The organism is Bradyrhizobium sp. AC87j1 (assembly GCF_002936975.1).
Taxonomy (GTDB): Bacteria; Pseudomonadota; Alphaproteobacteria; order Rhizobiales; family Xanthobacteraceae; genus Bradyrhizobium; species Bradyrhizobium shewense.
In genome coordinates, this window is the sequence record NZ_PTFE01000001.1 from 143,389 (window position 1) to 157,792 (window position 14,404).

The following is a 14,404-nucleotide window of genomic DNA, read 5'->3' on the forward strand; positions in this document are numbered from 1 at the left end:
GAACATGCAGGGCTTTTTCACGTTCCTGCAGCAGAATCCGTACCTGCTGCTGTTCTTCGTCGTCGGCCTCGCCGTCTATATCGGCCGGGCCAGCATCAAGGGGTATGGCCTCGGCATGGTTGCCGGCGCCATCGTGGTCGGCGCCGGCGTCTCGGTGTGGTCGTCGACCTACGGCGTGAAGCTCGAGCTGAACAATTTCGCCAAGAGCCTGTTCTACTATCTCTTCATGTACGGCGTCGGGTTGCGCGTCGGACCGTCCTTCATCAATAGCCTGAAGGGCGACGGCCTGAAATTCTGCATCCTGGCGGTGGTCTCGAGCGTGATTGGGCTGGCGCTGGTGGTGATCGGTGCAAAACTGTTCTCGCTTCCGCCAGGCGCAGCCGGTGGCATGTTGGCGGGATCGCAGACCATGTCGGCGGCGATCGGCTCGGCCGAGCAGGCCGTCACGTCGGGCGTCGTCAAGCTGCCCGAGGGAATGAAGCCTGAGGAGGCCTCAGGCATGATCGCACTGTCCTACGGTATCACCTACATCTGGGGCACCGTCGGCATCATCCTGATCTGCAAATATCTGCCGCGCTGGTGGGGCGTCGACGCCAAGGCCGCCGCAAAGCAGTACGAGCGGGAATTCGGCGTCAAGGATCTCGAAGGCGGCGGCCTGACCGGCTATCGTCAGTTCGGTCTGCGGGCCTACCGGCTGGAGAATCCGGCGACGGTCGGCATGAGCATCGCAAAGTTCCGCGCGATCAATCCCGAATACCGGATCGTCAATGTCGGGCGGAACGGTGAGCCGCAAGGCGCGGATGCCGACCTCGTGCTGCAGAAGGGCGACATCGTCGCCCTCGGGGGCTCGACCGAGCACCTCACCGAGAAGATGGGCCTGATCGGTCCGGAGGTCCCGGATGCCAAGACGCTCGGCATTCCCATGGACCAGGCGGACATCCTCATCACCAACAAGGAGATGGTGGGGCGCACCTTCGAGTCCTTCCGCGATACCGCGATCGCCGGCCAGCTGCAGGTTACCAAGGTCGAACGCGGTGGCGTGCAGATTCCGGCGGGTCTCAAGACCAAGCTGGAGCGGATGGACATCGTCTCGGTGGTCGGCCTGAAGTCCGCGGTCAACGAGCTCGGCGAGATGTGGGGCCGCATCGCCCGGTCCAACACCTCGACCGATCTGCTGACGCTGGCGGTCGGGATGATCATCGGCTTCCTGATCGGCAAGATCGAATTTCCGGCGTTCGGTGCCAAGATCGGCCTCGGCAACGCAGGTGGTCTGTTGCTGTCGGGTGTGATCGTGTCGTCGGTCGTGTCGCGTCTGCGCTTCTTCGGCAACACGCCGAACGCCGCGCGCAACGTGCTGGAGGATCTCGGCCTCGTGGTCTTCGTCGCCATCGTCGGCGTCAACGCAGGCGCGGGACTGCTGTCGCAGCTCACGGGTGCAGTCGCCTTGAAGATATTCCTGGTCGGCTTCATTGCCTGCACGATCCCGCCGTTCATCGTCTGGGCGATCGGCCTCCACGTCTTCAAGATCAACCCGGCCGTGCTGATGGGCGGCGTTGCCGGCGCGCGGTCGCACTCCGGCCCGTGCCGTGAGGCCGCGGTCGAGATCCAGAGCTCGGTACCCTGGATCGGATTCCCGGTCGGCTATGCCGTCTCGGGCATCTTGCTCACCGTGTTCGGCTACTTCGCAATGATCCTTGCGCAATGATCAAAAGGGGGAAGAAAGTCATGAAGATACTTGCCGTTGGCGTCGCCCTGGTTGCCTCGATTGCCGCCCTGACCGGTCTCAGCACGCCGTCGCGTGCCGAGACCGGCGAGGTCGCCGTCGTCTTCACCAAGGGCGGCTTCATCGTCGGCGTCGGGGGCGGCGAGGGCGTTCTGCTCCTCAGGGGCAAGAAATATCCCTTCACCGTCTCCGGCATGAGCGTCGGCCTCACGGTCGGGGCGTCGACGACCAAATTCGTCGGCCGGGCGCTCAATCTGAAGGGACCAGCATCCATCGAAGGCTCTTACGCCGTGGGCGGAGCGGGCGGAGCCGTGGCCGCAGGCGCCGGCGCCGTTCAGCTGCAGAACGCCAACGGCGTGATCCTTCAGCTCAGCGGTCCGAGGGTCGGCGCGGAAGTGTCGGCTGCGGTCGGCGGCGTCACGATCCGCCTGAAATAAGCAGGCACTTAAAGCAAACGGGCTGCGTCACCCCAGCCCGTTTGGCATTTCAATATCGCGCTTCAGTACCGCTCTTCGACGAATTTCAGCCCGCGCAGGCTCGCCTGATCGTTGTAGCGTCCCTTGTGGGAGCGCGGCGGCAGCTTGACCTTGTCCCGCTTGACCTTCTTGTACGGGATCGTTCTCAGGATGTGCGAGATGACGTTGAGCCGCGCCCGCCGCTTGTCGTCGGAGCGGATCAGCCGCCACGGCGCATGCTTGGTATCGGTTGCCTCGAACATCATGTCGCGTGCGCGGGAGTAATCGTACCAGCGCCCGAACGATTCGGTGTCCATCGGGCTCAGCTTCCATTGCCGAAGCGGATCCTCGATGCGCGCCTTGAAGCGGAGCTCCTGCTCGTCCATGCCGACCTCGAGCCATAGCTTGATCAGGATGATGCCGGCGTCCACGGCGAATTTTTCGACCAGCGGACATAATTCCAGAAAACGCTTGTGCTCCGACGGCGAGCAGAAGCCCATCACATATTCGACGCCGGCGCGGTTGTACCAGCTGCGGTCAAAGATCACGATTTCGCCGCCGGCCGGGAATTGCTCGATATAGCGCTGGAGGAACAGCTGGGATTTCTGCCGGTCGGACGGCGCGGGCAGGGCGCAGACGCGGAACACCCGCGGGCTCACCTTTTCCGTCAGCGCCTTGATGGTGCCGCCCTTGCCGGCGGCATCGCGCCCTTCGAAGATGACGATCACCTTCAGCTTCTCGGCTCTCACCCATTCCTGGAGGTGACACAGCTCGACCTGGAGCTTTTCCAGCTCCTTCTCATAGTCCTTCCGCTTCATTCGCTCCGCGGGCGCATCCTTGGCCATGCCGGTCCCTTCGCTGCTGAGCTTGTCAATCGCCCCAGAACTAATCGTCCCAGGAGATGGTCACGCCGATATCGCCGGGCACGCCGCCCGGGAATTCGATGATCTGGTAGGCGATGCGATAGCCGCGCGGTTTCAGATAATCGGTCCAGAGCTGGAAGATCTCCTTGGGGATGCCGGTCAGCGTGGTCTCCCAGCCCTTTTCCATCTGGTTGATGGCGCGCCCCTTGTCGGTGCAAAGCGAGTTGGGGAAGCGATAGACCAGCACCTCCGTCAGGCCGTTTCGCACCGCACGCTGGATGATGGTCGAGGCGAGTTTGATCTTCTCCTCCTCGCTCTTGCCGGAGGGTTTGCTGAGCCGCTCGATCAGCGCGCGCTTCTCGGCTTCGACCGCGGCGGCGAGGCGGACATACTCCTCGGCCTTCTCGGCCTCCTTGAGAGCGGCTTCCTTCCGAATCTGGGCGGCGTTGGGGATGAGATCGTCTAGGCCGGGCATGGCTGGCGGCTCCTGATGGTTATCCAATCAGCATCCAGGAAACGCTAGGTCCGGCGGAGGATGTTCCCTTGATTCAAATCAAGCAAACTGCGGCCAGCCCGAACACAATATCGCACATGGGCATTTGATCGGGAGAGACGCTTTGAGCGACCAGCTTCATCCGATGGCTCCGCACCATCTGCCGTTTTATCTGGCGCCGGGGAGCGGGACCGATACGCTGATGGTCGTGATGGGGCTGTTCCTGATCGGCACCGTGCTCTGGGTCGGTACGCTCTATTGGAAGCTGCACAGCCTGCCCGAGCGGATGGCACACAAATCGCAAAAACTGCAGTTCGAGCTCGTCGCGGTGCTCGGCCTGATCTCGTTGTTCACGCATATGCACATCTTCTGGGTCGCAGGCCTCCTGCTCGCGTTGATCGATCTTCCCGATTTCGGCACGCCGCTGCGCAGCATCGCCGGGTCGGTCGAGAAGATTGCAGAGGCAGCGCCTGCCGCCGGTGGCGAAGAGATCCGGACAGAGGCCGCGACGCCTCCCGCACAGAAGCCGGAAGCCGCAAAGAAGGAGCACAGCCATGTTTGAGCTGATGTTCTGCTCGCTGCTGACGATCCTGCCGGACTATCTCTATCGCCGCTACGCCCAGGGTAAGCGTTTCGGCATGGAGATCACCTTCTTCTCGGTCTGGTACGAGCTGCGCTGGGGCATTACCGGCTGTCTGATGCTGACGGTGTCGCTGATCACCATGATCTTCTACTTCCATCCTTCGACGTCATCGGCGACGCTCTATTTTCGCACCGTGCCGATCCTGCCGGAAGGCTCGGGCCGCGTTGCCGAGGTCAAGGTCGGCTTCACCGCGCCGGTGAAGAAGGGCGACGTGCTGTTCACGCTCGACGCCTCGAAGCAGCAGGCCGCGCTCGAAACCGCCAAGCGGAAGGTCGCGGAGGTCGATGCCGCCATGCAGACGGCGCAGGCCGACGTGGTCAAGGCCGAGGCGCAAATCGGGGAAGCAAAGGCGAACTATCAGCAGGCCAAAGATGAGCTCGAGGTCAAGACCGAGCTGCAGCGACGCAATCCCGGCATCGTTCCGCAGCGTGATATCGACAAGCTCCAGGTCTTGGTCGATCAACGTCAGTCCGGGATCGATGCCGCGACCGCCGCGAAGCAATCCGTCTCGATGCAGATCTCCATTCTGCTGCCGGCGCAGAAGGCCAGCGCGGAGGCCGCGCTCGACCAGGCCCAGGTGGATGTCGACAAGACCTTCGTCCGCGCCGGTGTCGATGGGCGCGTCGAGCAATTCCTGATCCGCCCCGGCGACGTCGTCAATCAACTCATGCGACCCGCAGGTGTTCTCATCCCGGAGGGGGCCGGCCGCAAGGCGCTCCAGGCCGGCTTCGGCCAGATCGAGGCACAGGTGATGAAAGAGGGCATGGTGGCGGAAGCGACCTGCATCTCCAGGCCATGGGTGATCATCCCCATGGTGATCACGATAGTGCAGGACTACATCGCTGCCGGACAATTCCGATCCGGGGAGCAATTGGTCGATCCGCAGAACGCCGTCCGCCCCGGCACCATCCTGGTGTTCATGGAGCCGCTTTACAAAGGTGGCCTTGATGGCGTGACACCGGGCAGCAGCTGCGTCGTCAATGCCTACACCAGTAACCACGAGGAGATCTCGGCCAAGGGGACTTCGACCAGCCGGAAGATCGCCTTGCACGTTGTCGACGGTGTCGGCCTGGTGCATGCCCTGCTCCTGCGCATTCAAGCGCTGCTGCTGCCAATCCAGACGCTGGTGTTGAGTGGGCATTGAACTGTGACGGCGCCTCACGAGCCTGTCGCAGCGGTACAATTCTCGCTAGAATTGCTGGGACAGCAGTTGCTGGAAGCTGCAAGGATGGAGCATGAGCGGGCGCACGTCCATCTCCAAGGTCAGGCCAAAGGCCGTGGCGGCGCTATTCTGTCTTGCGCTGCTTTCCGCCGTGTGCCTGTCAACCGGGCGAGTTGGTGCAGTCGAACGGAGTCTCCGGGGGGAGCTGAAGCGCGTCCTCATATTGCATTCTTTCGGCCGTGATTTTCGGCCGTGGAGCGAGTATGCGCGCGATATCAAGGCCAAGCTCGAACGGCAATCGCCCTGGCCGCTCGACATCCAGGAGCACGCGCTGCTCACCGCGCGCTTCAATAATCCTGGTCCCGAGGCGCCCTTCGTCGACTATCTGCAATCGCTGTACCAGGGAGCGATGCCCGACATCGTGTTGAGCATCGGCGCGCCGGCGGCCCGGTTTGCGCAGAAATACCGCGGAAGATTATTCCCTGATGTGCCATTGATTCTCTCCGCGGTCGAGCATCGGCTGATCAATCGCGCCGATCTCAGCGACAACGACGTCGTCGTGGCGATCCGCAACGATTTCATGGCCGCGTTCGGCAACATCCTTCAGGTTCTGCCAGACACAAAGTCGATTGCGGTCGTGATCGGTGCATCGCCGCTCGAGAAGTTCTGGGTAGAGGAGGTGAAGCGGGAACTGCAACCTTTTGGGGAAGGGATTGAGCTCGTCTGGTACTCGGACTTGTCATTCGAGGAAATCCTGAAACGCGCATCAAGGCTGCCTCCGCACACCGCGCTGTTCTGGGGACTAATGTCGGTCGATGCGGCCGGGGTCGTCCACGAGAGCGACATCGCCTTGCGCAGCCTGTACGCGGCCGCGAATGCCCCGATCTTCTCCTACCAGGAGCCGTTTTTTGGTGACGGCACCGTCGGCGGACCGATGCATCTGATCGCGGAAACGAGTTCCCGGACCGTCAGTGCCGCGATTGGGATTCTCGGCGGCGCGAAACCAGCGAGCATCAGTTACGAGCCGATCGGCTTCGCCGCGCCGAGATATGATTGGCGCCAGTTGCAGCGTTGGGGCATCAGCGAGAGCCGTTTGCCTCCCGGCAGCGAAATCGTGTTTCGCGAACAGAGCATCTGGGAGCGCTATCGTTGGCAGATGCTGCTGATCGCCTCCGTGATTCTGGTGCAGGCCGGCCTGATCAGCGGGATGCTGCATGAGCGCCGTCGGCGCCAGATCGCCGAAGTCGAGTCACGCCAGCGTCTGGCCGAGCTCGCTCACGCCAACCGCTATTCGGCCGTGGGCGAGTTGACCACATCGATCGCCCATGAACTGAACCAGCCGCTCGGCTCCATCCTGACCAACGCCGAGACCGCGGAGCTGATGTTGAAGGCCGCTTCGCCCGACATCGACGAGATCCGGCAGATCCTCGCGGACATCAGGCGCGACGATCAGCGGGCGAGCGAAGTCATTCGCAGGCTACGCAGTATTCTGAAAAAGACGCCGTTCGAGGTCAAGAACATCGAGCTCAACGATATGGTCCGCGAAGCGATCGGCCTTGTGCGCGCCGTCGCCGATGGACGCCGGATCACATTGATCTACACGCCTGTCCTGGCCGACCTGCATGTCAGAGGCGATCCGATCCAGCTTCAGCAGGTCGTTCTCAACCTGATCATCAACGCGATGGATGCGATCTTCGACGCAGATCCCGGAAAACGCCAGGTCAGCGTCTCGACCCTGCGCGTCGGCAACGTAGCGGAGATCCGGGTCTCCGATACTGGTCCCGGGATTGCCGCCTCCGACCTCGCGAACGTGTTCGATCCGTTCTTCACGACCAAGCCGCAGGGCATGGGCATGGGGCTCGCGATCGCCAAAACCATCATCGAGGCCCATCACGGCACGATCTCTGCCGAAAACCAGGCCGCGGGCGGCGCGCTCTTCACGATCCGTCTTCCGATCCTTCACTGATCGTCGGCATCTTGATCTTGATCAAGCCCGCAGGTTCGGCGAAGCCGTTTCCTTCTCGCAATTGCGCGATGACCGGGATGGGTGCGCATGTGGGGAGTGTCGGTGGCGATGAGACGCCGTGAATTCATGTCGCTGGTTGGCGCCGCGGCTGCGTTCCCGGTCTTGGCGCGGGCCCAGGACAGAGCGCCGTTCGTCGGCGTGCTGACCGGCAACGTCGCCGGCGATCCCGGCGCGCAGATGCGCGTCGATGCCTTTCAGCAGGGGCTCACCGATCGCGGCTGGATCGCCAACCAGAACTATCGCCTGGAGGTGCGCTGGCCGGGTCCCAATCCGGCACGCCAGCAATTGGAGGCGCTCGAACTGATTGCCGCCGGGCCGGACGTGCTGCTCTCGACCAGCACGGGCACGACCCGGGCGCTGCGCGATGCCACGCAGCGAATTCCGATCGTCTTCGTCGGGCTCTCCGATCCCGTCGGGACCGGCCTCGTCGCCAATCTGGCGCGGCCGACCGGCAATCTCACCGGCTTCTCGCTCTATGAGCACTCGATGAGCGGGAAATGGCTCGGTCTGCTGAAGGATATGGTGCCGGGGCTGAGCCACGCGGCGCTGCTGTTCAATCCGGAATCGTCGCCCTATGCGCCGTTCTATCTTCAGGCGGCGCACCAGATGGAAAACCGCCTCGGTCTCAAGGTCACCGGTGCCAGTGTCCGGAGCGGGGCCGAGATCGCGGCGGCCATCGAAACTGCGACACGCGACGGCGGCGGCCTCGTCGTGCTGCCTGATGGCGGCTTCTTCGGGACCCAGAGCGCGATGACGATCGCGCTGCTGACGCAGCGCCGCGTGCCCGCGATCTTCGCGGTCCGCTTCTACGCGGTGAACGGTGGGCTGATGTCCTATGGCGCCGATCTCACCCAGCAATTTCGCGATGGCGCCGGCTATGTCGATCGCATCCTGCGCGGCACCGAGATTCGGTCGCTCCCAGTGCAGTTCGCCACCAGGTTCGAGCTCGTCATCAACATGAGGGCGGCCAATGCCCTCGGGCTGACGGTGCCAAGCCGCCTGCTGATGGACGCCGAACTGATCGAATGACGTGTGGCTCTCGCGCTGCAGCAGCCACGAGGACCTCGTTTCGTTGATCTCGATCAACAAACGTCTGCGTTCCGGCCCGATCGTCCCACCCTGGACGTGCAAGGGAGGATGCAATGTTTCGCTGCGGCAAGACCCTGATGGCGCTTGCGGTCGTCATGGCGACATCGTTCGCCGCAACGGCGCAAACCAACACGACGCCTGCGGCCCCGTCTCCGCAAGCGCAGCCGGCCACTCCGCCTGCGCCGACGGCCGAGCTTCTGAAGCCGGAGCAGCTTGAGGCGTTGGTGGCGCCGATCGCGCTCTATCCGGACGAGCTCCTTGCCAATGTGCTTGCCGCCTCAACCTATCCGTTGGAGGTAGTGCAGGCCGACCGCTGGCTGAAGGAGCGCAAGACCCTGAAGGGCGATGCGCTGAAGACGGAGGTCGAGAAGCAGGCCTGGGACGACAGCGTCAAGGCGCTGGCCAGCACCGCCGACGTGTTGACCATGATGAGCGATCAGCTCGAATGGACCAAGAAGCTCGGTGATGCCTTTCTCGCCCAGCAGCCCGATGTGATGGATGCGATCCAGCGCCTGCGCAACAAGGCCTATGACAACAAGAAGCTGGTCACCACCAAGCAGCAGAAGGTCAGTGTCCAGTCGCAGGAAGGCAAGCAGGTCGTCGTGATCCAGCAGGCCGACCCCTCGGCGATGTACGTGCCATATTACGATCCGGCGACGGTCTATGGCAGCTGGCCCTATGCGGAGTATCCGCCGTATTATTGGGGCTACCCGTCCTATATCGGCGCCGGCGTGGTTGCGGCGGGCCTCGCTTTCGGCACCGCCTGGGCGATCGGGCGCTGGGGCAATTATTGGGGCGGCGGCTGCAATTGGGGCAACCGCAACGTCTACGTCAATCATCGCACCACCAACATCGGTAACGGCTGGCAGCACAATCCGGCGCATCGCGGTGGCGTGCGCTACAACAACAGCAATGTTCAACAGCGCTTTGGCAACAACAACCTGAAGGCAGGCGTGTCGGACCGGATGGATTTCCGCGGTCGTGACGGCAACCAGGTGCTGCGTCCCAATCAGGGCGCAGGAGATCGTACAGGCGATCGTGCAGGAGATCGCGCAGGAGATCGCGCGGGCGATCGTGCAGGAGATCGTGCAGGTGATCGAGCCGGCGATCGTGCGGGTGACCGTGCCGGCAATCGCGGCGATCGGCCGGGCGGTGGTGATCGCGCTGGTGCCGGGGATCGGGCCAAGGGCGGAGGCGACCGGGCCAAGGGTGGCGGCGATCGTGCGAAGGCCGCCAGCCGCCCCAGCGGCGGTGCGGCCAACCGCGGCGGTGGCGGCAATCGCGGCGGCGCGATGAACGTCTCCTCCGGCCGGTCGGCAGCCGCAGCATCCGCACGCGGACGATCCAGCATGGCGAGCATGCCGCGCGGTGGTGGCGGACCAAGCATGGCTGGCCGCGGCGGAGGTGGCGGAATGGCGATGCGCGGCGGCGGAGGTGGCTTTGGTGGTGGCGGCCGCGGAGGTGGCGGCGGTGGCCGGCGTTCCGACATCACACTGAAGCACGATGTCGTCCTGCTCGGCCATCTCGCAAGCGGCCTCGGATACTACCGCTTCAGCTATATCGGCAGCGACAAGACCTATGTCGGCGTGATGGCGCAGGAGGTCGAGCGAGTGGCGCCCGATGCTGTAACGCGCGGCAGCGACGGCTATCTGCGCGTCTACTACGACAAGCTCGGTTTGAGATTCCGATCCTACGCTGACTGGCTCGCCAATGGCGCAAAGATCCCTGCGGAGGAATTGCCATGACCGGCTTGAAGTTGCTTCGTCGCGCCGTTCTGCCGGGCATCGTGGCGCTGGCGCTCATCACCACGGCCCGAGCCCAGCAGTCCTATCCGACGCCGGAGGATGCCGCCTCGGCACTCGCGGCGGCGGCCAAGAGCGGTCCACGTGACGTTCTGAAAGTGCTCGGAAGGGCGGGTGATGACATCGTCTCGTCGGGCGACGAAGTCGCCGACGCCGATATCCGCGCCCGCTTCGTCTCGATGTACGACGCCAAGCACGCGGTCAAGGCGGAGGGCAACAAGAAGGCGACGCTGGTGCTCGGGCCTGACGATTTCCCGTTCCCGATTCCCCTTGTCAACACCAAGGCAGGCTGGGAGTTCGACACTGACGAGGGACGGATCGAAGTGCTGCGCCGCCGCATCGGCCGTAACGAGCTCGACGCGATCCAGACCGCGCTCGCCTATGTCGACGCGCAGAATGAATATGCCGACAAGGATCGCGGCGAGGGCGCCGGCATCTACGCACAGCGCTTCCTCTCGACGTCAGGCAAGAAGGACGGTCTGTTCTGGCGCGACGACAGTGACCCGAGTCCGCTCGGTCCCCTGGTCGCGGAGGCTTCAGCCGAGGGCTACAAGCCGGGCGAAAGGCTTGCGCCGTATCACGGCTATTACTTCCGCATCTTGAAGGGGCAGGGTTCTGACGCGCCTGGCGGCGCGCTCAACTATGTCGTCAAGGGCAAGATGATCGGCGGCTTCGGGCTGATCGCCTGGCCCGCCGAGTACGGCAATTCCGGTGTGATGACGTTCGTGGTGAACCATGCCGGCACGGTTTACGAGAAGGATCTGGGGGCGAGAACCGATTTCATCGCGCCGCGCACGACGTTGTTCGATCCCGACCAGACTTGGAAGAAAGTCGATGCCGCAAAGCCTTGAATGGATCAGGGCATCGCGGCTGCGCGCCCTAATTGCGATACTGGTGCTGGCGCTGAGCTTCGCAGTGCCGGCTACGCCGTCCTTCGCGCAAGCCGCCGGTCAGGTGCGCGCCAAAATCATCAAGGCGGGTCTCCTTGTCGGCGGTGGCGCTGGAAGCGGTGTGCTGACCTATCGGGGCAATAAGTATCCCTTCAAAATTACGGGCATGAGCTTCGGCATCACCGCCGGCGCGACGATCGGCCGGCTCGACGGCTGGGCCTCGGGTATCCGCGAGGTCGGCGACTTCGGCGGCACCTACAGCTCCGTGGGCGGCGGCTTCGCTTTGGTCGGGGGCGTCAGCGGCGTCCACCTGCGCAATGAGAAGGGGGTGACGATCGTGATGCAGGGGCCGAAAGCGGGCCTGGAGCTTGCGGCCAACATCAGCCAGATCATGATCTCGCTGAGATAGAACGCGTCAGCGGCAGATGTCGTCGCGATAAAGGCCACAGCAACGAAGTGATGATGCCGAAGCGTTCCTGACGAGCGCACTCCGCGCAAGCCTTCCTGCGGCATTTTGACCGTACCGATCTGGAATCTCCAAAGCGTATTTGAATCGTTCCAGACATTCTCCTCCCAGTTGGCGATGATCGAGGCATTCTAAGCCACGCGCACGCATTTGCGTTGCCGTCACGATGGCGTCTTTTTAAAGAGGCGATGCAGATCGCTGACATTCGAATGTTGCCGCCAAGACGAAGGCAGCAAATGCGCGTGCGCGTCTGCAGAGCAACTGATTGACGGGCCATGCATGCCGGCCGAGCTCGGATACGAAGAGCTGCTCTTCGATCCGTGGTCGTTGCTGGCCAAACGCGGAAGCCGCTTCACGGCGGGCTGCGCGCTATTGATGAAGGACTTTCTGGAATGCGACGTGCGGGTGGGGATAAGACGGTAGCTCGCTTTGGTGCGGCCCTGCTGGGTGGTGTGGCGTGGCTGACGTGGTTCGAATCGCCTGCTCAATCCCAGACGCCTCAGGGCGGCAGCTCCCTTCCGCCCGTGACTGTCGAAGCTCCGACGCAACAGTCGGTTCGCCGTGCGCCAACCAGGCGAAACGACACGCGGGTCCGATCGACCTCACGGCGCGCCCCGCAAGCCCCGACGGTCGCAGTGCAATCGCAACCGGCTGTCGTCCCGCCATTTGCCGGCGGGCAGGTCGCTCAAGGCGCGCGACTGGGGATGCTCGGAAATACCAACACCATGAAGTCACCCTTCAGCGCGACGAGCTACACGGACAAGTTCATTCGGGATCAACAGGCGGCAACGGGTGCGGATGCCCTGATCCTCGATCCCTCCGTGCGAAGTTCCCACCCGACCGGCGGTATCGTCGACTCTTTCAACATACGCGGCTTCCCGATCAACGAAGGCAATAACGGTGAGTTCGCCTTCGAGGGCCTTTATGGAATCGCGCCGACATATCGGATCTTCACGGACTACGTCGAGCGCATCGAGGTGCTCAAAGGTCCTTCGGCCGCGCTCTCGGGCATGGCGCCCAATGGCGGTGTCGGCGGCGTCATCAATGTCGTGCCCAAGCGCGCGGAAGAGGATTTGACCCGCTTGACCGCGAGCTACGGCTCGACCGCAAGTTTCGGCGGTCACTGGGATGTTGCGAGGCGCTACGGCGATGGCAAGGAATGGGGCGTACGCGCCAGCGGAAGCGTCCGCGGCGGCGACACGCCCATCGACCGCCAGTCCGAGACGACAGGAGTCGGATCGCTGGCGCTCGACTATCAAGGCGAACGGTTCAGGTCCTGGCTCTATCTCATCGCCCAGACCGATCGGTTCGACGCGCCGTCACGTCCCTTTCTGATGGCTCCCGGCCTGCAGGTGCCGAAGGCGCCGGACGGCAAGCTGAACGTGACCCAGCCCTGGGAATGGTCGCGCATCAACGACCAGTCTGCCTTGCTGCGGACCGAATACGATCTCACCGAGCAGGTCACGCTGTTCGCGGATGTCGGCGGCTCCAAGACCAACGTCGAGCGGTTCTTCGGTCTTCCGACCATCGTCAGCACGAGCGGCAATACGACCTCGACGCCGCAGTACTTCGGCCTCAGCATCGATCGAACCACATATGATGGCGGCCTTCGCGCCCGCTTCGATACCGGCTTCGTCCACCATGCCGTCGCCTTCCAGGCCTCGGTCTATCACGACGCGCTGCACCGGCGGCTCACCAATGGCAGTTTGGTCACCTCGAACATCTACAGTCCGATCGTCGCGCCAACTCAGTTCGCGAACGAGATCAGCGACCGCCCTCGGCTCTCGGACAGCGAGCTTACCGGGCTTTCGATTGCCGACACCTTGTCCGTGCTCGATGAGCGCGTCCTGTTGACTTTGGGCGTCCGCCGGCAGGGCATCGAGGCGAACAACTATTCCTCCAATGTCGGGACACCGACGTCGTCCTATGACAAGAGCGCGGTCACCCCGGTGGTCGGCCTGGTCGTCCGTCCCCAGGACAACGTCTCCCTCTACGCGAACTATGTCGAAGGTCTCGCGCGGGGCGACATTGCCCCTCAGGGTACGTCCAATTTCGGTGAAGTGCTGCAGCCCTACATCGCCAAGCAGTACGAGGCCGGCATCAAGGTGGAGTTCGGCCGGATCGCAACCACCTTCAGTGCCTTCGAGATATCGAAGGCGAGTGGCGAGTCGTCCGCTGGGCGCTTCGCGGCGACAGGCGAGCAACGAGTCCGCGGGCTCGAATTCAACGTCTACGGCGAACTCTTGCCGGATGTTCGTGTCCTCGGAGGCATCTCGCTGCTGGACGGCACCCTGACGAAGACCGCCGTCGCGGCCAATGTGGGCAACACGCCGATCGGCGTTCCGAACATACAGGCCAATATCGGCATGGAGTGGGACCTCCCGTGGATGAGGGACCTCACTTTGAATGGAGCCGTGATCTACACGGGCAGGCAGTTCGTCGACGCCGCAAACAAGCAGCCGATTCCCGAGTGGACGCGGCTCGACCTCGGCGCCCGCTACACCACGGCGATCAACGGCAAGAAGACCGTTTTCCGCGCAAACATCCAGAACGTGACCGGTGAGAGTTACTGGTCCAGCGTGGCTTCGTTCGGAACGTTCTTCCTGGGAGCACCGCGTACATATCTCTTGTCGATGACCGTGGACATGTGATCGTTGCGCATTCGCTTGCGTGAAACGCAGCCCAGCATTCCGCTCCGGCGCCGTGATGCGCCGGACAACAAAAATCTCCATTGAATCAACGAGGTGACTTCCGTCTCGGTGCGCCCTTTCGGCCGCCAGGCCGAAAAGTGG

The 14,404-nt window shown here is 63.2% G+C and carries 13 protein-coding genes; 11 read left to right on the forward strand and 2 right to left on the reverse strand.

Features of this window, described 5'->3' with window-relative positions; translation table 11 throughout:
* The first annotated feature begins 4 nt into the window (after positions 1-4).
* Positions 5-1,705, forward strand: a complete 1,701-nt coding sequence (locus CV770_RS00655; protein WP_104460989.1) for an aspartate:alanine exchanger family transporter — start codon at positions 5-7, stop codon at positions 1,703-1,705.
* Between the two features lie 20 nt (positions 1,706-1,725).
* Positions 1,726-2,160 (forward strand): hypothetical protein, encoded by a 435-nt coding sequence (locus CV770_RS00660; protein WP_091953865.1) that lies wholly within the window; start codon positions 1,726-1,728, stop codon positions 2,158-2,160.
* A 62-nt stretch (positions 2,161-2,222) separates the two neighbouring features.
* On the opposite strand, the gene ppk2 is transcribed toward CV770_RS00660, so the two are convergent.
* Both ppk2 and CV770_RS00670 read right to left on the reverse strand, forming a co-directional pair.
* Positions 2,223-3,023, reverse strand: coding sequence for a polyphosphate kinase 2 (gene ppk2, locus CV770_RS00665; RefSeq protein WP_091952570.1), 801 nt, complete (start codon positions 3,021-3,023; stop codon positions 2,223-2,225).
* 40 nt (positions 3,024-3,063) lie between these two features.
* Positions 3,064-3,516 carry a hypothetical protein gene (locus CV770_RS00670; RefSeq protein ID WP_091952569.1) on the reverse strand — a complete coding sequence of 151 codons (453 nt, stop codon included), beginning with the start codon at positions 3,514-3,516 and terminating at the stop codon, positions 3,064-3,066.
* Between the two features lie 163 nt (positions 3,517-3,679).
* Here CV770_RS00670 and CV770_RS00675 point away from each other — a divergent pair, with 163 nt between their 5' ends.
* The 9 genes from CV770_RS00675 to CV770_RS00710 all read left to right on the forward strand — a co-directional run bounded on the left by CV770_RS00675 (position 3,680) and on the right by CV770_RS00710 (position 14,263).
* Positions 3,680-4,096: a hypothetical protein gene (locus tag CV770_RS00675; protein ID WP_049814962.1), complete on the forward strand. Its 417-nt coding sequence runs from the start codon at positions 3,680-3,682 to the stop codon at positions 4,094-4,096.
* Positions 4,089-5,321 (forward strand): HlyD family secretion protein, encoded by a 1,233-nt coding sequence (locus CV770_RS00680; protein ID WP_104460990.1) that lies wholly within the window; start codon positions 4,089-4,091, stop codon positions 5,319-5,321. Before CV770_RS00675 ends, CV770_RS00680 begins: the two co-directional genes overlap by 8 nt.
* Positions 5,322-5,412: 91 nt before the next feature.
* Complete coding sequence (locus tag CV770_RS00685) at positions 5,413-7,305, forward strand: sensor histidine kinase (protein WP_104460991.1); 1,893 nt, start codon at positions 5,413-5,415, stop codon at positions 7,303-7,305.
* Between the two features lie 108 nt (positions 7,306-7,413).
* Positions 7,414-8,394: an ABC transporter substrate-binding protein gene (locus tag CV770_RS00690; RefSeq protein ID WP_104461060.1), complete on the forward strand. Its 981-nt coding sequence runs from the start codon at positions 7,414-7,416 to the stop codon at positions 8,392-8,394.
* 113 nt (positions 8,395-8,507) lie between these two features.
* Positions 8,508-10,199, forward strand: a complete 1,692-nt coding sequence (locus CV770_RS00695; protein ID WP_104460992.1) for a DUF3300 domain-containing protein — start codon at positions 8,508-8,510, stop codon at positions 10,197-10,199.
* Positions 10,196-11,107 (forward strand): DUF2950 domain-containing protein, encoded by a 912-nt coding sequence (locus CV770_RS00700; RefSeq protein WP_104460993.1) that lies wholly within the window; start codon positions 10,196-10,198, stop codon positions 11,105-11,107. Before CV770_RS00695 ends, CV770_RS00700 begins: the two co-directional genes overlap by 4 nt.
* Complete coding sequence (locus tag CV770_RS00705) at positions 11,091-11,555, forward strand: hypothetical protein (protein ID WP_104460994.1); 465 nt, start codon at positions 11,091-11,093, stop codon at positions 11,553-11,555. The genes CV770_RS00700 and CV770_RS00705 overlap by 17 nt, the downstream gene beginning before the upstream one ends.
* Before the next feature lie 336 nt (positions 11,556-11,891).
* Positions 11,892-12,035 (forward strand): hypothetical protein, encoded by a 144-nt coding sequence (locus CV770_RS42040; RefSeq protein WP_157644191.1) that lies wholly within the window; start codon positions 11,892-11,894, stop codon positions 12,033-12,035.
* 302 nt (positions 12,036-12,337) lie between these two features.
* Positions 12,338-14,263, forward strand: a complete 1,926-nt coding sequence (locus CV770_RS00710) for a TonB-dependent receptor (RefSeq protein WP_104461061.1) — start codon at positions 12,338-12,340, stop codon at positions 14,261-14,263.
* The last annotated feature ends 141 nt before the right edge of the window (positions 14,264-14,404 follow it).